The sequence below is a fragment of the Marinigracilibium pacificum genome (assembly GCF_012926615.1).
Taxonomy (GTDB): domain Bacteria; phylum Bacteroidota; class Bacteroidia; order Cytophagales; family Cyclobacteriaceae; genus Mangrovivirga; species Mangrovivirga pacifica.
The window spans coordinates 133044-150908 of the sequence record NZ_JABBNU010000001.1; the positions used below are offsets into that span (position 1 = coordinate 133044).

The 17865-nt window shown below is 36.0% G+C and carries 19 protein-coding genes; 8 read left to right on the forward strand and 11 right to left on the reverse strand.

Annotated features, from left to right (window positions below):
* Positions 1-29 precede the first annotated feature (29 nt).
* On the forward strand, positions 30-347 hold the full coding sequence (locus HH304_RS00650; protein ID WP_169677513.1) for a DUF721 domain-containing protein: 318 nt from the start codon (positions 30-32) through the stop codon (positions 345-347).
* On the opposite strand, the gene ftsY is transcribed toward HH304_RS00650, so the two are convergent.
* The 7 genes from ftsY to HH304_RS00685 all read right to left on the reverse strand — a co-directional run bounded on the left by ftsY (position 348) and on the right by HH304_RS00685 (position 4560).
* Positions 348-1313, reverse strand: coding sequence for a signal recognition particle-docking protein FtsY (gene ftsY / locus HH304_RS00655; RefSeq protein ID WP_169677514.1), 966 nt, complete (start codon positions 1311-1313; stop codon positions 348-350).
* 124 nt (positions 1314-1437) lie between these two features.
* Positions 1438-1593: a DUF4295 domain-containing protein gene (locus HH304_RS00660; RefSeq protein ID WP_169677515.1), complete on the reverse strand. Its 156-nt coding sequence runs from the start codon at positions 1591-1593 to the stop codon at positions 1438-1440.
* Between the two features lie 2 nt (positions 1594-1595).
* Complete coding sequence (gene rpmG, locus HH304_RS00665; protein ID WP_169677516.1) at positions 1596-1778, reverse strand: 50S ribosomal protein L33; 183 nt, start codon at positions 1776-1778, stop codon at positions 1596-1598.
* 27 nt (positions 1779-1805) lie between these two features.
* Positions 1806-2045 (reverse strand): 50S ribosomal protein L28, encoded by a 240-nt coding sequence (gene rpmB / locus HH304_RS00670; RefSeq protein WP_169677517.1) that lies wholly within the window; start codon positions 2043-2045, stop codon positions 1806-1808.
* A gap of 113 nt (positions 2046-2158) precedes the next feature.
* On the reverse strand, positions 2159-2839 hold the full coding sequence (gene mnmD, locus HH304_RS00675) for a tRNA (5-methylaminomethyl-2-thiouridine)(34)-methyltransferase MnmD (RefSeq protein WP_169677518.1): 681 nt from the start codon (positions 2837-2839) through the stop codon (positions 2159-2161).
* Between the two features lie 6 nt (positions 2840-2845).
* Positions 2846-3322 carry a 2-C-methyl-D-erythritol 2,4-cyclodiphosphate synthase gene (ispF, locus tag HH304_RS00680; protein WP_169677519.1) on the reverse strand — a complete coding sequence of 159 codons (477 nt, stop codon included), beginning with the start codon at positions 3320-3322 and terminating at the stop codon, positions 2846-2848.
* Complete coding sequence (locus tag HH304_RS00685; RefSeq protein WP_169677520.1) at positions 3319-4560, reverse strand: M16 family metallopeptidase; 1242 nt, start codon at positions 4558-4560, stop codon at positions 3319-3321. The genes ispF and HH304_RS00685 overlap by 4 nt, the downstream gene beginning before the upstream one ends.
* Positions 4561-4695: 135 nt before the next feature.
* Between HH304_RS00685 and HH304_RS00690 the strand changes: the two genes are divergently transcribed.
* The 3 genes from HH304_RS00690 (at position 4696) to ytxJ (ending at position 8944) form a co-directional block, all read left to right on the forward strand.
* A complete protein-coding gene (locus HH304_RS00690; protein ID WP_169677521.1) occupies positions 4696-6669 on the forward strand; it encodes an alpha-ketoacid dehydrogenase subunit alpha/beta in 1974 nt (657 codons plus the stop codon).
* A 192-nt stretch (positions 6670-6861) separates the two neighbouring features.
* Positions 6862-8658 carry a hypothetical protein gene (locus HH304_RS00695; protein WP_169677522.1) on the forward strand — a complete coding sequence of 599 codons (1797 nt, stop codon included), beginning with the start codon at positions 6862-6864 and terminating at the stop codon, positions 8656-8658.
* Complete coding sequence (ytxJ, locus tag HH304_RS00700) at positions 8594-8944, forward strand: bacillithiol system redox-active protein YtxJ (RefSeq protein ID WP_169677523.1); 351 nt, start codon at positions 8594-8596, stop codon at positions 8942-8944. Before HH304_RS00695 ends, ytxJ begins: the two co-directional genes overlap by 65 nt.
* Here ytxJ and HH304_RS00705 read toward each other — a convergent pair.
* Complete coding sequence (locus HH304_RS00705; protein ID WP_169677524.1) at positions 8941-9348, reverse strand: OsmC family protein; 408 nt, start codon at positions 9346-9348, stop codon at positions 8941-8943. The two genes, ytxJ and HH304_RS00705, sit on opposite strands and share 4 nt — an antisense overlap.
* 58 nt (positions 9349-9406) lie before the next feature.
* Here HH304_RS00705 and HH304_RS00710 point away from each other — a divergent pair, with 58 nt between their 5' ends.
* From HH304_RS00710 to HH304_RS00720, 3 genes are all read left to right on the forward strand, one after another.
* Positions 9407-10141 (forward strand): hypothetical protein, encoded by a 735-nt coding sequence (locus HH304_RS00710; RefSeq protein WP_271711452.1) that lies wholly within the window; start codon positions 9407-9409, stop codon positions 10139-10141.
* 44 nt (positions 10142-10185) lie between these two features.
* Positions 10186-11073, forward strand: coding sequence for a lipoyl synthase (gene lipA, locus HH304_RS00715; RefSeq protein WP_169677525.1), 888 nt, complete (start codon positions 10186-10188; stop codon positions 11071-11073).
* Between the two features lie 169 nt (positions 11074-11242).
* Positions 11243-11794, forward strand: coding sequence for a hypothetical protein (locus tag HH304_RS00720; protein WP_169677526.1), 552 nt, complete (start codon positions 11243-11245; stop codon positions 11792-11794).
* Positions 11795-11897: 103 nt separating this feature from the next.
* On the opposite strand, the gene gcvP is transcribed toward HH304_RS00720, so the two are convergent.
* Entirely contained in the window at positions 11898-14801 is a 2904-nt protein-coding gene (gene gcvP, locus HH304_RS00725) for an aminomethyl-transferring glycine dehydrogenase (protein ID WP_169677527.1), read from the reverse strand.
* Positions 14802-14993: 192 nt separating this feature from the next.
* Here gcvP and HH304_RS00730 point away from each other — a divergent pair, with 192 nt between their 5' ends.
* A complete protein-coding gene (locus HH304_RS00730; RefSeq protein ID WP_169677528.1) occupies positions 14994-16511 on the forward strand; it encodes a M28 family peptidase in 1518 nt (505 codons plus the stop codon).
* 197 nt (positions 16512-16708) lie between these two features.
* Here the strand turns inward: HH304_RS00730 and HH304_RS00735 are convergent, their stop codons facing one another.
* Positions 16709-17434 (reverse strand): DUF6048 family protein, encoded by a 726-nt coding sequence (locus HH304_RS00735; RefSeq protein WP_169677529.1) that lies wholly within the window; start codon positions 17432-17434, stop codon positions 16709-16711.
* The gene (locus HH304_RS00740) at positions 17382-17861 is read right to left on the reverse strand and encodes a DUF6452 family protein (RefSeq protein WP_169677530.1); all 480 of its coding nucleotides are present in this window, start codon (positions 17859-17861) and stop codon (positions 17382-17384) included. Before HH304_RS00740 ends, HH304_RS00735 begins: the two co-directional genes overlap by 53 nt.
* Positions 17862-17865: the final 4 nt, after the last annotated feature.

A 17865-nucleotide genomic window follows, 5' to 3' on the forward strand; every position in this document is an offset into this window, starting at 1 on the left:
GGTATCTTTACAATCTAAATTAACAAAGTGTGGCTCGATATAATAAGAAAAATAGTGAAAGAAAGGCAGATATATCCACTTTAAAGGATAGTATCGAGGCTATGCTTAAAGAATTTAAGCTGGAAACGAAATATAAAGAAACTGAATTGATCAAAGCCTGGCCGGAATTAATGGGCCCAATGATTGAAAAAAGAACAAACAAGGTTTTTATAAAGGATAAAAAACTATTTGTTCAGCTTACATCAGCACCATTAAAAAGAGAACTTTCAATGTCAAGGTCAAAAATCATGTCCTTGTTTCACCAAAAATTCGGAGAAATAATAATTGAGGATATTGTTTTCTTATGATTAGTCTTTCTTGAAGAAAGAATCAACAAATTCCATTCTGTTAAACACTTGAAGGTCTTCTACCTTTTCACCAACCCCAATATATTTTACAGGAATTTTAAATTGATCGGATATTCCAATAACAACACCACCTTTTGCAGTACCGTCGAGCTTGGTAATGGCAAGTGATGTTACTTCTGTAGCTTTTGTAAATTCTTTTGCTTGAATAAATGCATTTTGACCTGTGGAGCCATCAAGAACAAGCAAAACTTCGTGCGGTGCTACCTCAATAAATTTTTGCATTACTCTCTTAATTTTAGAGAGCTCATTCATTAAGTTAACTTTTGTGTGTAATCGACCTGCCGTATCAACGATTACTACATCGTAATTTCCTTCAACACCTTTCTTTACGGTGTCAAAAGCTACTGATGCAGGGTCGGTATTCATTCCATGACTAACTACATCCACACCTACTCTCTGACTCCACATAATAAGTTGATCAACTGCAGCAGCACGAAACGTATCTGCAGCACCTAATAACACTTTATTACCAGAAGCTTTAAATCGAGAAGCAAGTTTTCCGATAGTAGTTGTCTTTCCGACACCATTCACACCAACGACCATAATTACATAAGGCTTTTTATCCTGAGGAACAGTAAACCCTTGTAGGTCATCGTAATTATTTTCTGCTAGTAATCCGGCAACCTCTTCTTTTAAGATTACATCGAGCTCTGCAGCATTTAAATATTTATCTCGAGCGACACGTTCTTCGATACGCTCGATTATTTTCACCATAGTATCAACACCAACATCAGAAGTAATTAGAATCTCTTCAAGTTCATCTAATACTTCATCATCGACTTTTGACTTTCCAGCAACAGCTTTACCTAACTTTTTGAAAAAACTCTCCTTGGTCTTTTCAAGACCTTTGTCAAGCTTTTCCTTTTCTTCTTTGCTTTTACCGGATTTAAAATTAAATATTCCCATGGTGCTTTTGAATAAATACCGAAAACTCGATAATAATACAAAATTTGAATCAAATCACCGCTGCCCGAAATAAAAAAAAGCCCCTTAACCAAGGGACTTAGTTTCTTAACCGGACAATATCTGATTACTTGGCCAAAGTTTCTTTTACCATATCAACCGGAACCATCTCTTCTCTATAAGAGTATGCTCCTGATTTCTCAGACTTCACAGCCTTGATCACTCTGGCGAATTGTTTATTTGCGCCTTCTTTCTTAAGCGTTGCAACTACTTTCTTAGCCATTGTTATTTAATTTCTTTGTGAACAGTATACTTTTTAAGGATTGGATTATACTTTTTAAGCTCCAATCTCTCAGGTGTATTTTTCCTGTTTTTAACAGTAATGTGTCTTGAAGTTCCAGGCATACCAGACTCCTTGTGCTCTGTGCACTCAAGAATTACCTGAACTCTGTTTCCTTTCTTAGCCATTTCTTTACTCTTTTATGCTTTCGCTTTTCAGATTACTAAGTTTCCTTTTGCTCTGGCATCTTTAAGAACAGCCGACAAACCTTTTTTGTTTATCGTTCTCAATACTGATGCTGATACTTTTAACGTTACCCACTTATCCTCCTCAGCGATATAAAAACGCTTTTTCTGAAGGTTTGGGTAGAACTTACGTTTCGTCTTGTTGTTAGCATGCGAAACGTTGTTACCTACTCTAGGTCTTTTTCCGGTTATTTGACAAACTCTAGCCATCTTTATCTACTTTCTTAGATATACTTTTCAAAATCGGACTGCAAATATCGCAAGATTATTTTTAAAACCAAAACTTGTTTGCAAAAATATTAAAAATCACCCGATTATATTTATTAAATTTTAGTTCCTCTTACCATTTCCTTCTTTCCAGGAGGACCGGCAAGTGTTTCCACCTCCATATTTAAGGAAGCTAAATCTCTTTTAAATTGTCCCTTTGCACAGTAAGTAACCAAATATGATGGAGCACCCATCATTAAGGAAACCTTTTCAAGAACTGGGTATTCCCACATCTCGCTTTGTTTATTAGGAGCAAAGGCATCAAAATAAACAATATCATAACTTTCAGCACTTTCAAAGTCCTGAAGCTTCATTTTCATTTTCTTAATACTGAACCGTTCCGTAATAGAAACCATTTTTCCCCATTCTGCCTGATGAATCTTTTCAAACTGGCTTTTATAACTTGCCAGCATATCAAGACTTCCATAGTTTAATCCATTAACTATTTCATCTGATAAAGGAAAAGGCTCCAGGGTAGTATATTTTATATTAACATTTGGAAGCATTGTAAGTTCCTTCAAAGTTAACAATGCATTCAGGCCAGTACCAAAACCAATTTCCAGAATACTAATACTTTGTGGAAAGTGCTCAAAATAAAAGTGTTTAAGCCCGTTCTTTATGAATACATGATTAGACTCGTTGTAGGCTCCATGTTGACTATGATAAGTCTCGTTTAACTCTTCATTATATAGTGAGTGCGACCCATCTTCGGTTTTAATCAATTTAATGTTGCCCATTACTTGCTACTTTTGAATTAAAACAACAGCATGTGCACTGACTCCCTGCTCTTCTCCAACAAACCCTAACTTTTCAGTAGTAGTTGCTTTTATAGAGATATCTTCCTCCCCAATATTCATAACCTTTGCCAAAACCTTTTTCATTTCTGGTATATGAGGATTAACCTTTGGTTTTTGAAGACAGATTGTTGCATCAATATTCCCAATTGAATACCCTTTTTCGGAAATCAATGTCATAACATCCTTTAATAGAATCTTGGAATCAATTCCTTTAAACTTTGGGTCTGTGTCAGCAAAATGATAACCTATGTCACGAAGATTTGCCGCACCTAATAATGCATCACAAATAACGTGTATTAATACATCAGCGTCAGAATGACCAACTGCTCCTTTGGTATGTGGTATTTTTATCCCTCCAAGAATAAAATCATACCCTTCTTCTAAACGATGGACATCGTATCCGTATCCTACTCTTATTTTCATTTATCCTTCTTTTTATATAATAAGGTTGAAGAATTTGAATCTTTTAAAACCGCTCTTGACATTTCATTAAAGCTATCAGTAGTAACTTTCTGGATCATTTCTGACTCCTCATTGATCAAGTTCGGATTACCTAAATTGGCCCCCATAGCAATTGACATTGCACGGTTTAGCAACTCAACTTCACCAAAAACTAATGAAGCCTCAGCTTTATTCTTTACTTTTTCCAGTTCACTTTCACCAACACCATTTTCAGCTAGGTCACTAACAACTTCGTCAATTGCTTTTTCAGCTTCATCCAAAGAAACACCTTCTGATGTTTTCCCTGCAACTACAAGGAGACCTGGGTCAATTGACCCAGTAACATAAGCATTTAAATCGAAGAAGAATTTCTTTTCTTTAACCAGACTTTCATACAATCTTGATGACTTCCCTCTCCCCAACACATCGCTAATTAAATCTGCATCATGATACCTTTTGTCTAATCTACCCGGGATATGATATACCTTATAAATAGCATCAGAAGGAACATCCGACTCGATAATATCTATCCTTCTTTCCTTTTGTTTATCCTCAACAGGCAAGTTTCTTTCATATTGGTCTCCTGCAGGAATGGGACCAAACCATTTTTCTGCCAACTGTTTAACGGTTTCTGTTTTAACAGGTCCGGCAACAACTAAAACAGCATTGTTTGGACGATAAAATTTATAAAAGAATGATTTAACATCATCCATGGTAGCATCCTCAATATGTGAAATATCTTTTCCAATAGTTGCCCATCGGTAAGGATGCGATTTATATGCAAGTGGCCTCAATTTTAACCAGGCCTCACCATAAGGCTGGTTTAAATATCTTTGCTTAAACTCTTCGATTACTACCTTTTTCTGAACATCAAGCACTTGCTGATCAAAAGATAGTGCCAACATCCGGTCTGATTCTAGCCAAAAAGCTGTTTCAAGATTAATAGCCGGAAGAGTAATATAATAATTCGTAATATCCGGTGAGGTAAAGGCATTGTTTTCTCCTCCAACCTTTTGAAGGGGCTCATCAAATGATGGAATATTTTTAGAGCCTCCAAACATTAAATGCTCAAACAAATGAGCAAATCCGGTTTTATTTTCATCTTCATCCCTGGACCCAACATTATACAACAAATTAAATGCAGCTAAAGGAGTTGTATGATCCTCATGAACAAACACTTTAAGTCCATTATCAAGTGTAAATGATGAAAAGTTTACCATATCTCAATGTTTACTCAGCAAAACTAATAAAATAAAAATATGACTTGGCAGTTATTCAGGATTATATCAAATATATGCATCCTTGCTTTTTTTATTGTATCGATTGTATAGATTTGTTTCCGAAATAACAAACCCATGAAATACCAGAAGAAAAACCTGACAAACGATCAACTTGTTTCAATTTATAACAAGCTTGTCAAACCTAGAATTATAGAAGAAAAAATGCTTGTCTTATTGAGGCAAGGAAAAATATCAAAATGGTTTTCAGGAATTGGCCAGGAAGCAATAGCTGTAGGAAGCACTATGGCACTTAATGAAAACGAATACATTCTCCCTATGCACCGTAACCTTGGTGTTTTTACTACTCGAGAAGTACCTTTTGACCGACTATTTAGTCAGTTTCAAGGAACTATGAGCGGATATACTAAGGGAAGGGATAGGTCATTTCATTTTGGAACAAATGAGCATCATATTGTTGGAATGATTTCTCATTTAGGACCACAATTATCAATTGCTGATGGTATAGCGCTATCTTCTAATCTTTCTAAAAGCAAAAATGCTACTTTGGTTTTTAGTGGAGACGGTGGTGCAAGTGAGGGAGACTTTCATGAGGCTTTAAATGTAGCAGCAGTTTGGGATCTCCCTGTAATTTTTGTGATTGAAAACAATGGTTATGGCCTATCAACTCCAAATAATGAACAATTCAAGTTCAAAAGTTTTACTGATAAAGGAATAGGTTATGGAATTGAGGCCATTCAAATAGATGGCAACAACATACTTGAAGTATATCATACTATAAAAAAGGTTGCTACAGATATTCGCAAAAATCCAAGGCCGGTTTTAATAGAGGCAATGACTTTTAGAATGAGAGGGCATGAAGAAGCAAGTGGAACCAAATATGTGCCTCAGGAATTAATGGATGAATGGGCTGTGAAAGACCCTGTTAATAATTTTGAGCGATTCCTAATTGAAAAAAACATTCTTTCTGAAAAGGAAATAGCCAATATCAGAGCCGAAATCAAGAAATCTATCGAGGCAGACCTTAAAAAAGCATATAACGATATTGCCCCTGAAATTGACGAAAACATTGAATTAAATGATGTTTATGCTCCATATGAATTTCAATTATCAGAACCTGATGGGCAAGATATTGAAATGAGGTTTGTTGATGCAATCAGCGATGGCTTAAAGCAAAGTATGATTAAGCATGATAACCTTGTCCTTATGGGTCAGGATATAGCTGAATATGGTGGAGTATTTAAGATTACTGAAGGTTTTGTAGACCAATTTGGCAAAGACCGAGTTAGAAACACTCCCCTTTGCGAATCAGCAATTATCGGAGCTGCTTTAGGTCTTTCAATCAAGGGCTATAAATCCATGGTAGAAATGCAGTTTGCAGACTTTGTTTCTTGCGGGTTTAATCAAATTGTTAATAACCTAGCCAAAATTCATTATAGATGGGAACAAAATGCAGATGTTGTTGTCAGAATGCCTACTGGTGCAGGAGTTGGAGCAGGCCCATTTCATTCACAGTCGAATGAAGCATGGTTTACACATACCCCAGGGCTTAAAATAGTTTATCCGTCAAACCCAATTGACGCTAAAGGATTATTGATATCTGCTATCGAAGACCCTAACCCATATTTATTTTTCGAACACAAATTTTTATATCGATCATTAAAGGGTAATGTCCCAGAGGGTTATTACAATACTCCGGTAGGAAAAGCTGCAATTGCGAAGGCTGGTACTGATGTGAGTATTATCACGTATGGTCTTGGTGTCCATTGGGCAATTGATACAGTTGAAAAATTAAATATTAATGCAGAAATAATTGACCTACGTACGCTGCTTCCATGGGATAAAGAAGCTGTCAATAACTCGGTTATGAAAACAGGCAAAGCACTTGTATTACATGAAGATACACTTACTGGTGGATTTGGTGGAGAAATAGCTGCATGGATTGCTGAAAACTGTTTCGAACATCTTGATGGGCCCGTTATGAGGGTTGCTAGCCTTGATACACCAGTTCCATTTAATAAAAACCTGGAGAATAACTTCCTGGCTTTAAGTCGCCTGGAAGAAAAACTTAAACAATTGATGGAATATTAATATGCAAAACTCATCTATTTTAACGTTTACCTTACAGAAAGGCTCTTGAGTCTTTTTGTTTTGTGAAAAAATCATGACATTTGTGACTTTTAGAGGTTTCCAAATTAATTGGAAAATTGAATTTTGTCGTTAACCGGCTTTTTTTGGAATAAGAATATACTTTTGACTGCAGCAAGAACTTCAAAAATTAAAATGACCACAAGCGCGGGTTGGATATCCAGATTATCAATTCTGGTTTTCTTCCTGATGTTTTGTAATGCCCAGGAAATTCTTGGCCAGGATGTAATGCCCAATAAAAAGCTTGAGCGCAAATCAGCTCCACAACACCAAACAAAAGGCAGCCCTAAAATCAGAAAAAAACCAAAAGGCCCAAAAACTGTCAAAAAACAAAACAGGAAGAATAAAACTACGGACAGACCTTCCCAAACCGGGTTTTTATATAAAATAAAACCACGAACTACAAATAGAGTGAGCAACAGGGTTCTTGATATAAAGATCAATCCAAGAACTACAAAAAGGAGAAGTAATATTGTTCATGATAGTAATGTTAGAGCTAAAACAACACCAAAGCGTAACGTTAATGTCCCTGATGTAAACATTTCTCCACAAGGAACCGGAAGAAATAAAAGGGCACGTGATATTAACATTACCCCTCGTACAACAAAAAGGTCAAGGATAGCTAGAGACATAAATGTTTCACCGAGATCTGTTAGAAGAAACAACCGGGCCTCAGATATTCAGGTTAGTCCGCGTACTACAAAACGATCACGAATAGCTAAAGATTTTAATGTAATACCTAGAAGTATCCGACCTAACAATAATCGTCAGCAAGATATTTCTGTAAACCCGAGAACGACCAGAAGATCAAAAGTTGCAAGGGATGTTTCAGTTTCTCCTAGAACAACTCGTAGATCTCAGACATCAAGAGACGTAAGTGTTTCGCCTAGAACTACCCAAAGAAGCCGTTCTGCAAGAGATATTTCTGTTACACCAAGAAGTATTAGCGGAAGAGGAAATAATGTTAGAGATATTTCGGTAACTCCAAGATCATATAATCGAGGTCGTACAGTAAGAGATATTTCTGTTACACCACGCTCTGTTTCAGGTAATCGTAATCTAGTTCGCGACAACCGTGTCAAACCAAGAAGTGTTGGAAGAAGTAACCTTGTTAGAGATGTAGCTGCCAACCCAAGAACCTCAAGAAGAAGTTCATTAGTTAGGGACAGAGAAATTACTCCTAGGTCTATTAGTCGAGGAGAGGTTGCCGGTCAACGTAATGAAAAAGCAATTCAGCAAAATCGTCCGGTTAATTTGTATACAAACTACTCTGGATTCCAAAAGCGCACTAAAGGACGTAAAAAGGCTGGTCCTGAGTCACAATATCAAGGCAACCTTAACCTTCGTAAGGTTGGTCTATTTGATGAAAGTTACCTATTATATGATGGAAACATTAAGCAAAAAAGACTTGTAGATAACCGTCAGGGCATAAAGTATAAAGGAAAGGTAATAAAAACTCGTGGCCCTTCAAGTAATGATGCCAACTTCAATTATACTGGTAACCTGAAATACAATACGCTAAAGAAAAGAAACGCTGCTAGAAAAGATGCCGTTAAAAAAGCAAATGCATATCAAGGTCGTCAAAAGGGATTAACCCCTAAAGGAAAAGAGCGTCATTATAGAAACGTTACAGCTAAAATTGAGAGAGAAGAAGGCAGAACCAAGGTTTTAAAACCAGTGAAAGGAGCTCATCCAACTGCCAAATTTAAAGGTGATAATGAGCAATATAAAGGAGCAGATAATCCGGCAGGCAATAGAGTCAAAAAATTCTGGTATTCTTTGTTTGATAAGAAACTTCAACCTGCTCATATCCGTAAAAAGTCGAAGAAGCAGAAATACGATAAGGGAGAAAAAGTACTTTGGGAATATGACCTGGATAGAAATAAAAGAAGAAAACGACCTGAAACAGGCGATAAATCAGTCGATAACTAAACCTGTATTAATATTTAAACACAGTACACGTTGTTCAATTTCTTCAATGATGCTTTCAAAGCTTGAAAGAAATTGGAATGACGATTCGACTCAAAAGATATCGCCTTTTTTCCTCGATCTTATTAAGTACCGAAATATCAGTAACCTGATTGAAGAAGAATTTGGTATTATGCATGAGTCTCCTCAAGCACTAATTATTTATAATAAAGAGTGCGTTTTTAATACGTCTCACGGAGGAATCAATCATGACACTTTAGTCAATAAGGCATCTCAGGTAGCCAATTAATCAAAATCAAAGCTTATAGTTTGTTTTAAGCTTTCACTTAAACTCTGAGCTACTGGGCATGTTAAAGCTGTTCTTTTAACCTTTTCTATTTGGGCAGGAGATAGTTTATGTTGCTTGAAATGTAAATCAACTTTAATTTCTGAAATTCTTCTTGGGTCTGCAGCCATGAATTTTGTGATTTCTGCTGATACATTACCAATATCCAGATCATTATTAGCTGCATAAATACCTACGACCGTTATCATACACTGAGCCAAAGCAGTGGATACCAGATCAGTAGGTGAAAAAGCCTCTCCTTTACCATGATTGTCAACAGGCGCATCAGTTATTATTTCATTACCAGATTGTAAGTGCTTGGCTATAGTTCTAAGCCCTCCTAAATATTTAACTTCTGAAGTTGGCATTTAATAACAGTTAAGATTATATTTCGTTATAATATTCTACGAATTGTAAAATTGCAATATGAATTCTCTTAAACAAACTATTTTATCTCTTATACTGATATTTATTACTGTATCGGCTTATTCACAATCAGACCGAGATAGAAATTTTTCCAGGGAATATGTTTGGGGAATCAAAAAAAGCACAACCGGTGGGTTGATTAGTGGTTTTACATTTAAGTATGGTATGAAGCGCAGTGACAGACACTGGCAGAGCTTTAATCTTGAAATGGTGAATGTAAAACACCCTAATGAAACAAGAGAAACTTCTGTTATTACAGGAGAACCATTTATCTGGGGTAAACAAAATTATTTATATGCTATCAGATTACAATATGGAAGAGAATACGTTCTTTTCGAGAAAGCTGATCAGCAGGGTGTACAGGTAAATCTTATTGGAGCTGCAGGGCCTACAATTGGATTAATCGCCCCATATTATATAAAATATGCTTCTGACAACCAATTCAATCCAATATCTGAACCCTATGATCCTAATAACGCTTCAATAAGAAGATCTGCAGTTATGGGAACGGGCCACCTCTTTCAAGGTGTTGGTGAATCAAATGTAACAGTTGGCCTTAGTGCCAAGATTGCTATGTCATTTGAATTTAGCACTTTTAAAAGTTCTATTTCAGGATTCGAGGTTGGCTTTATGGTTGAAGCTTATCCTAAAGAAATTAATTTAATGCCCGCTCAAAAGAACAGGGCCATTTTCAACGAAGTATACATAACCTTAACACACGGTAAACGTAGATAGAAAAAGTATTTTGTGTTGTAGAAATTTGATACCTTTGCGTAGTTATGATAGAGTTACCGGTAATTTCTGAAGAACAAACCAAAAAAAGGACTAAACCAAACTGGCTGAGAGTAAAACTCCCAGTTGGTCATGAATATAAAAAAGTCCGTCAGTTGGTTGATAAATATAAACTGCATACTATTTGTGAAAGTGGAAATTGTCCAAACATGGGCGAGTGCTGGGGAGCTGGAACAGCAACATTTATGATCCTTGGTAATGTATGTACCAGGTCATGTTCGTTCTGTGCTGTTGCTACAGGTAGACCACCTGAATACGATGCTGAAGAACCGAAACGTGTTGCGGAGGCTATTAAGTTAATGGGGGTCAAGCATGCAGTTATTACATCTGTAAACAGAGATGAATTAAAAGACAGAGGCGCTGAAATATGGTATCAAACTGTCGTTGAAACTAAAAAAGCATCTCCTGAAACAACGATTGAAACGCTTATCCCAGATACAAAAGGAAACTGGGATGCTCTATATAGGATGATAGAAGGTGGTCAGGAAGTTGTTTCTCATAATATAGAGACAGTAGAAAGATTATACCGTAGAGTTCGACCTCAAGCTAAGTATAATAGAAGCCTTGAACAAATCCAGAAAACCAAAGAGGCAGGAAAAAGAACGAAGTCAGGTATAATGGTTGGCTTAGGTGAAACTAAAGAAGATGTCTTCAAAGTTATGGATGATTGTGCAGAGCATGGATTGGATATACTTACAATCGGTCAGTACCTTCAACCAACTAAAATGCACATTGAAGTAGCAGAATTTGTACATCCTGATATTTTTGCACTTTACAAGGAAGAAGGATTGAAAAGAGGGCTAAAATATGTTGAATCAGGACCACTTGTTCGTTCTTCATATCATGCTGAAAGACATGTAGATGTCCCAATCTAACTCATAAAGATTTTACGATAAAGGCAACATTAATTGTTGCCTTTTTTATTTATATATATCTAATTTATTACAGGCACTGTTCTATTTTAGAAAATTGTTATATTTTTACAAAATCTAGCTAAAAGAGGGTTATAAATATTAATTTTCTAACATTTATTAAAATTTTTTGATGAGAAAAAAATACTTGTTCTTAGTGTTGGGATTTTTATCTTCAGTTGGGTTTGTGACAAGTTGTGGCAGTGAAGAGTCTGAAGCAACACCAACGGAAATAACACAAGGAACAGAAATCAGCAAAAGTGAAGATTCAGGGGCTCCGAATATTGAAAGTCTTGCTCAACAGCTAATATCTACGCTAAAGCAAAAAGATTTTCCGGGATACATTGATCTTTTACTATCACGCGACCGTCATATTGAAATAACTGAAACTTTAGGTTCAGATTCACTAAAAAGTCAGTTCTTGATTAAATATGACTATAGGCTCCAACAACAACGGGAGAAATTCACTCAATTAACTGAACTACTTATTATTAACAGCATTAATTTAGACAATGCATTAATTAATGAAATTGTTGTTCTTGAAGACAGTGAAGCATCAATAAAAAATATTGTTGTATCAGAAGTTATTGTTCCTATTCCTCAAAATGGAAAGGAATTTGAATTAAGGTTTTTTGTTATTAAGAATAAAGGAAAATTTTTCTTAACTTCGGATATTAACTTATAACCTTAATTATACCCAAATAATCATGAAAAAAGGCTGCAAAATGATTTGCAGCCTTTTTTATGTTTAAATAGTGCTCTTTCGAGCACTATTAATAATTCAGTCATTAGTTTACTACTTCCTCAGACTCTTCTGCATACTCAGAAGTAGGAATACAAGCACACATAAGGTTTCTGTCTCCATATGCACTATCAATCCTTCTTACTGCAGGCCAGAATTTTCTTTCTCTAACATACTCTAATGGGAATGCAGCTTTATCTCTTGTATAAGGCATCTCCCAATTATCATTTGTTACTTGTGCCAAAGTATGAGGGGCATTTTTCAAAACATTGTTTTCCTGATCCGCAACTCCATTTTCAATCTCAGAGATTTCATTACGGATTTCAATCATTGCATCACAGAACCTGTTAAGTTCATTTAACCCTTCGCTTTCAGTTGGCTCTATCATTAAAGTTCCTGGTACAGGGAAAGATACAGTTGGAGCATGGAAACCATAATCCATTAATCTCTTAGCAATATCTTCTACTTCTACACCAAACTTCTTAAATTGTCTGCACTCAACAATCATTTCATGAGCAGCTCTTCCTTTTGATCCGGTATAAAGAATCGGATAGTGCTCTTCAAGTCTTGCTTTTATATAGTTAGCATTAAGAATTGCTGTTTTAGTAGCTTCAGTTAGCCCGTCTGCACCCATTAATGAAATATATGCATACGATATTGCCAGAATACTAGCACTTCCATAAGGAGCAGATGAAATACCTGTAATTGCCTTTTCACCACCTGCATGTTCTACAACAGCATTACCTGGTAAAAATGGTGCAAGGTGTTCTGCTACACCAATAGGACCCATTCCTGGACCTCCTCCACCATGAGGAATACAAAATGTTTTATGTAAGTTAAGGTGACACACATCAGCACCAATAATTGCAGGAGATGTTAATCCTACCTGAGCATTCATATTGGCACCATCCATATAAACCTGACCACCTTTGTCATGGATAGTTTTGCAGATCTCCCTGATATTCTCTTCAAAAACACCGTGTGTTGATGGATAAGTCACCATCAAACCAAAAAGGTCATCAGCATATTTATCAGCCTTTTCCTTTAGATCTTCCAATGAAATATTACCTTTTTCATCACAGTCTACAATAACAACTTTTGTACCAGCCATAACTGCAGAAGCAGGGTTAGTACCATGAGCTGAAGAAGGAATAAGTGTGATATTTCTATGACTTTCACCACGGCTTTCATGATAAGCCCTGATTACCATCAAACCTGCATATTCTCCTTGTGCACCACTATTTGGTTGAAGTGACACATCGTAAAAGCCAGTAATTTCAGATAACCATTTTGTTAACTCATCAATCATATCCATATACCCTTTTGTCTGATCTTTTGGAGCAAATGGATGCATATTTCCAATTTCAGGCCAGGTTATAGGAATCATCTCTACTGTTGCGTTCAACTTCATAGTACACGAACCCAAAGAGATCATCGAATGAACCAAAGAAAGATCTTTGTTTTCTAATCTCTTCATGTATCTCAACATTGAATGTTCGGCATGGAACTTATTGAACACTTCGTGCTGAAGGAATGCTGAAGTTCTTTGTAATCCCAAAGGAAATTTTACTTCAATAGTATCTTCAGCAAATATGTTTTCTTTACCTCTAACGTGAGCAAATACTTCAAGAATCTCATTTACATCATCAAGTCTGGTAGTCTCATCCAGAGAAATACCTACATGAAGAGTATCATAATATCTGAAGTTTAATTCTTTACCAAGAGCGATAGATTTTAAAGCAATTCTTTCCTCCTCATCATTAAGAGCCACTTTAATTGTATCAAAAAACTGCTGATTTTCGTTTTCGAACCCAAGGTTAGCCAATCCTCTTGACAAGGCTTTCGTAAGTCCATGAATTCTCGAAGAAATTCTTTTTAGTCCTTCAGGCCCATGGTAAACTGCGTACATACCAGCAATTACAGCCAAAAGCACCTGAGCAGTACAAATATTTGAAGTAGCTTTTTCACGCTTGATATGCTGCTCTCTTGTTTGAAGAGCCATTCTATATGCTGAATGACCATCTTTATCAACTGAAACACCTATGATTCTACCAGGGATCAATCGTTTAAATTGATCAGTAGTTGCAAAATATGCTGCATGAGGACCTCCAAAGCCCATAGGCACACCAAATCTTTGCGTACTACCAAAAACTACATCTGCACCATGCTCTCCTGGAGGAGTAAACATGATCAAACTCATTATATCTGCACCTACAGCTACAAAAACATCGTTTTCTTTAGCCTTGGTTATGAAATCTTTGTAATCTCTAACATTTCCTTCAGCATCCGGGAATTGAACTAAAACTCCGTATAAATCTTCAGCTGAAAGATCAACTTCCTGATAGTTTCCAATTTCAAGCTCAATGCCTAAAGGAATAGCTCTTGTCTTTAAAATATCAAGGGTTTGAGGGAAGACTTTTGAGTCAACGAAAAACCTGTTTGCAACTTTCTTTTTAGCTCCCTTTCTTGCTCCATGAAACATGGTCATTGCTTCTGCGGCTGCCGTTCCTTCGTCAAGAAGTGAAGCATTGGCAATTTCCATTCCGGTTAAATCCATTACCATGGTTTGGAAATTAATTAGGGCTTCAAGTCTTCCTTGAGCAATTTCAGCCTGATAAGGGGTGTAGGCAGTATACCAACCCGGGTTTTCCAGGATGTTTCTTAATATCACATTAGGAATGATAGTATTATAATATCCCATCCCTATATATGACTTAAAAAGTTTGTTCTTTGACAGCTTTTTTCTGAAAGACGATAAAAACTGATACTCACTTTTTGCTTCGGGTAGATCTAGTGGTTTTTGAAGTCTGATTCCCTCAGGAACTGTCTGATTAATCAGCTCATCTACTGATCCAACACCGATTACTTCAAGCATTTTTCCTATCTCCTCAGGAGTCGGAGAGTTGTGTCTTGAAGCAAAAGATTCATTCTTTTTTAGGTTAATGTTCATTGACATAAGAATAATAAGTCCTTGTAAGTCTTCAATTTGGGTGCAAAGGTAATCTTTAAATTTAATTTGCCATTTATTTATTCAAATATAATGGGTTATCTATTAAAAGAAATATCTCCCACTCATGTAAATACTATACCTTAATTGTTGTGTTTTTGTTACCTTAGAGCTTTGAAATAAAACTGTAATTTTATGAAAAAAATAACATTGCTTGCATTTTCTCTTGCCATGGCTGGATTTGGTGCCGATGCGCAGGAAAATCTTGCAGAAAAATATGCGGAAACTATTACTCAGGAAGACCTGAAAGACAACTTGACAATTTTAGCCTCAGATGCTCTTGAAGGTAGGGAAACTGGTAGCAGAGGACAAAAAATGGCTGCTGCATTTATTTCTGCTCATTATGAATCAATTGGGTTACAACCAGGAAATAATGGTAAGTGGCAACAGCCTGTGATCCTTGAAAATGTAAAGCAAGGTGATGCTTTTATTTCAAATGATGACAAAAAGTGGAACAACTACGAAAATGTCATCATTTACTCAAACGCAAACATGAGCGAGCCTCTTAATGTTAAAACTGAATTTGTTGGTAATGGAGGTGAAGAAGAACTTAAAGCTACGGATATCCAGGGAAAAGCAGTAGTTGTAATGAATAAAGACAACCGAAGTGCAATTCCTTATGCTCGTCAGATTATTGAGCAAGGTGCTTCAACAGCAATCATAGTAAGTAGTGCTTCTGATGAAGACTTTAACAAGTATCTGAATCAGTTTAAATACTATATGAGCAACGGAAGAATGCAATTGCCTTCAGATAAAGACACTAAGGATTTCACTATTGTTTTCGTTTCTAAGACCGCTGCTGCCGAACTACTTGGCACAAAGGTAGAGAAAATGGAAAAAGCTGCTGCTGATGCTGCAGAAGGAAAAGTTAGCAAGCTTAAGTCTGTAAAATCTAAAGAAGTTACTTTCCAGAATAAGATGGATATTGACGAAGTTAAATCTTCTAACGTTTTAGCTTTTATAGAAGGAACTGATAAAAAAGACGAGTTGGTTATTATAACTTCTCATTATGACCACATCGGAAAAGCTTCTGAAGGAGAAGGTGACCTTATTAATAATGGTGCAGATGATGATGGATCAGGAACTGTATCTGTAATGGAAATTGCAGAAGCTTTTGCTATGGCCCAAAAAGACGGTAACGGACCAAGAAGAAGTATATTATTTATGAACGTTACTGGCGAAGAAAAAGGACTATTGGGATCTGACTACTACACTCAACATCCTGTTTACCCTTTAGAGAGCACTGTTGTAAACCTTAACATTGATATGGTTGGGCGTGTAGACCCAGAGCATGAGTCAGATAAAAACTATGTTTATCTTGTAGGAAGTGACAAGCTTTCTTCTGAGCTGCATGAAATTAGTGAAAAAACTAACGAAAAGTATATCGGATATAAGCTTGATTATACTTACAATGACCCTGAGCATCCGGATAGAATTTACTACCGTTCAGACCACTGGAATTTCGCTAAAAACAACATTCCTGTAATCTTCTATTTTAATGGTGTTCATGCTGATTATCACAAGCCTTCAGATGAGGTTGATAAAATCGAGTGGCAACAACTTCAAGATAGAGCAAAGCTGGTATTTTATACAGCTTGGGAGTTAGCTAATAAAGATTCAAGAATTGTAGTAGACAAAGGACAGAATCAATAATTATAAATAATATTAACAAAAGCCCCCTGGTACTTGATTATCAGGGGGCTTTTATTTTTTCCAAAAAATAACACCCGAATGATGTTCGGGTGTTGAGCTTATGGAAAGAAAGATAATTAACTATAATAAATCTATTATTTCCTATCCTTATATTTTTGAATTATAGATTAACAATATTTCATTATCGATGAAGATGATCAATTATTCGATTGTGATTTCCTGAAAGGAATTCTATAATAAACATAATAATTAAAGCCCCAGCTTGAACCATCATTTACACCAAAACCAGGTATCCGATAGGCTTCATTTGTTGAAGCATTTTTAACCCTGTTAAGAAACCTCAGTCTGCCGGTAAATCCCAAAAATATATTTTTAAGAACCATTACTTTTATTCCAGCATCTAACTCAAACCATCTGCTTGTAACACCATTGTCAACATCTGACTGATTTACAGTACCAAAAATATCATCTTCAAGAATATAGTTGAATTCTGAATCATAAAATGCTTGTGCATACCGAAGCCCAACAAACATTACAAATTCTCTAGGGTCTTTAACATTAAAATTTACATCTCCACCAACACGAAAATAACTACCATTGATATTCATCACTGAACCTGAAAAATGGTCAATCTGATAATCAGCTATTCCATAATCAACAACTAACAGGTAGCGACCTAAATCAAGATCAGCTGTAATTTCATATTGTTCAAGATCATTATTTATTGCATGAGCAACAGGATAATACAAATCAGCTCCTATTCTCAATCCATATAATACAGGCTTCCACTTACCTTCATTTTCAGTAACAACTGCCGAAAGTGTATCATTACCGGCATCTTGTGCTACAGCATTGGTAAAAGAAACAATACTAATTATTATTAACAAAAAGCCTGATATCAGCAGGTGCCGTAGATAGATCATTAGTCGTTCTTCTTAAAGATGTTTTATTAAATACTTCAACAGCATCAAAACTATATACTGTTGTCCGCAAATTTCTGAAAACCACCTCTGGGCCACAATCCGGAGAAATAAATCTGCTTATACGGTCGTATTCCAAAGTTATTGAGTAAGTATTATTATCTGTAGTTTCAAAAATATACCGACCCGAATCTGCAAAAGGATTTAACGGCAATAAAACCTTAGTAACTGTGTCATCAGCCACCAAAATTGAATCCTGAAAACCTTCAACATATAATCTTCGTACACCGAGATTACTACTATCGCTCAAGTTTATTCTAAAGCTGGCAACAGCAAAATCTCTGTACTCTGAATAACAATTAACTTCAGGGTCACAGCTGGCTGACAGAATCAATAAAGTAATTAAAACTATAAAATACCTTTTCTTCATAACA

Bases quoted from the DNA above. Each gene is read 5' to 3' on its own strand.
- ftsY (WP_169677514.1), bottom strand. From the start codon at position 1,313: ATGGGAATATTTAATTTTAAATCCGGTAAAAGCAAAGAAGAAAAGGAA.
- HH304_RS00660 (WP_169677515.1), bottom strand. From the start codon at position 1,593: ATGGCTAAGAAAGTAGTTGCAACGCTTAAGAAAGAAGGCGCAAATAAA.
- rpmG (WP_169677516.1), bottom strand. From the start codon at position 1,778: ATGGCTAAGAAAGGAAACAGAGTTCAGGTAATTCTTGAGTGCACAGAG.
- rpmB (WP_169677517.1), bottom strand. From the start codon at position 2,045: ATGGCTAGAGTTTGTCAAATAACCGGAAAAAGACCTAGAGTAGGTAAC.
- mnmD (WP_169677518.1), bottom strand. From the start codon at position 2,839: ATGGGCAACATTAAATTGATTAAAACCGAAGATGGGTCGCACTCACTA.
- ispF (WP_169677519.1), bottom strand. From the start codon at position 3,322: ATGAAAATAAGAGTAGGATACGGATACGATGTCCATCGTTTAGAAGAA.
- HH304_RS00685 (WP_169677520.1), bottom strand. From the start codon at position 4,560: ATGGTAAACTTTTCATCATTTACACTTGATAATGGACTTAAAGTGTTT.
- HH304_RS00690 (WP_169677521.1), top strand. From the start codon at position 4,696: ATGAAATACCAGAAGAAAAACCTGACAAACGATCAACTTGTTTCAATT.
- HH304_RS00695 (WP_169677522.1), top strand. From the start codon at position 6,862: ATGACCACAAGCGCGGGTTGGATATCCAGATTATCAATTCTGGTTTTC.
- ytxJ (WP_169677523.1), top strand. From the start codon at position 8,594: ATGACCTGGATAGAAATAAAAGAAGAAAACGACCTGAAACAGGCGATA.
- HH304_RS00705 (WP_169677524.1), bottom strand. From the start codon at position 9,348: ATGCCAACTTCAGAAGTTAAATATTTAGGAGGGCTTAGAACTATAGCC.
- HH304_RS00710 (WP_271711452.1), top strand. From the start codon at position 9,407: ATGAATTCTCTTAAACAAACTATTTTATCTCTTATACTGATATTTATT.
- lipA (WP_169677525.1), top strand. From the start codon at position 10,186: ATGATAGAGTTACCGGTAATTTCTGAAGAACAAACCAAAAAAAGGACT.
- HH304_RS00720 (WP_169677526.1), top strand. From the start codon at position 11,243: ATGAGAAAAAAATACTTGTTCTTAGTGTTGGGATTTTTATCTTCAGTT.
- gcvP (WP_169677527.1), bottom strand. From the start codon at position 14,801: ATGAACATTAACCTAAAAAAGAATGAATCTTTTGCTTCAAGACACAAC.
- HH304_RS00730 (WP_169677528.1), top strand. From the start codon at position 14,994: ATGAAAAAAATAACATTGCTTGCATTTTCTCTTGCCATGGCTGGATTT.
- HH304_RS00735 (WP_169677529.1), bottom strand. From the start codon at position 17,434: ATGATCTATCTACGGCACCTGCTGATATCAGGCTTTTTGTTAATAATA.
- HH304_RS00740 (WP_169677530.1), bottom strand. From the start codon at position 17,861: ATGAAGAAAAGGTATTTTATAGTTTTAATTACTTTATTGATTCTGTCA.